Here is a 654-nt window from a genome sequence, read left to right on the forward strand (position 1 = left end):
TCGGGCGAGGACGTCGGCGAGCCAGGCCTGCGGGTCGATATCGTTCATCTTGGCGCTGACGATCAGGCTGTAGAGAATGGCCGCGCGCTGTCCGCCGCGATCGGAACCGCAGAACAGCCAGGACTTTCTGCCGAGAGCGATGCCGCGCAGGGCTCGCTCGGCTGCATTGTTGGATAGGCAGATCCGCCCATCGTCGAGGAAGCGGGTGAAGGACGACCAGCGGCGCAGCATGTAGTTGAAGGCTTTGCTCAGATCGTGTCCGCGCGAGAGCTTGTCGCGCGTCTCGATCATCCAGCGCTCGAGTTCGGTGACCAGCGGCGCGCTCCGCTCCTGGCGCACGGCGTGGCGTTGGGCCGGCGACAGGCCGTTAATCGCGCGCTCGATATCGAACAGGGCATCGATGCGCTTCACGGCTTCAACCGCCAGCGGATAGACCAGGTTGGGCTTCTCGCTGCGCGCCTTCCTGCGCGCCGCCGCTTCGATATCGGCCAGCTCGAACACTTTGCGCCGGCTGTGGGTCCAGCAGCTGGCCTCCAGAACAGGCGCCGGCTGACGACCCGTCGCATAGAGATCGCCGTAACCGCCAAAGGCATCGGCCTGCAGAATGCCGCTCCAGCCGGCGAGATGCGCCGCGGGATGTTCGCCTCGGCGATC

At 66.1% G+C, this 654-nt stretch carries 1 protein-coding gene; it reads right to left on the bottom strand.

The annotated features are described in order from the left end of the window. Nucleotides 1–654: IS66 family transposase (gene tnpC, locus AC0L2X_RS32470; protein WP_473601217.1), on the bottom strand; the 654-nt coding region annotated here is incomplete at both ends.

It is taken from the genome of Mesorhizobium sp. WSM4828 (assembly GCF_055811175.1).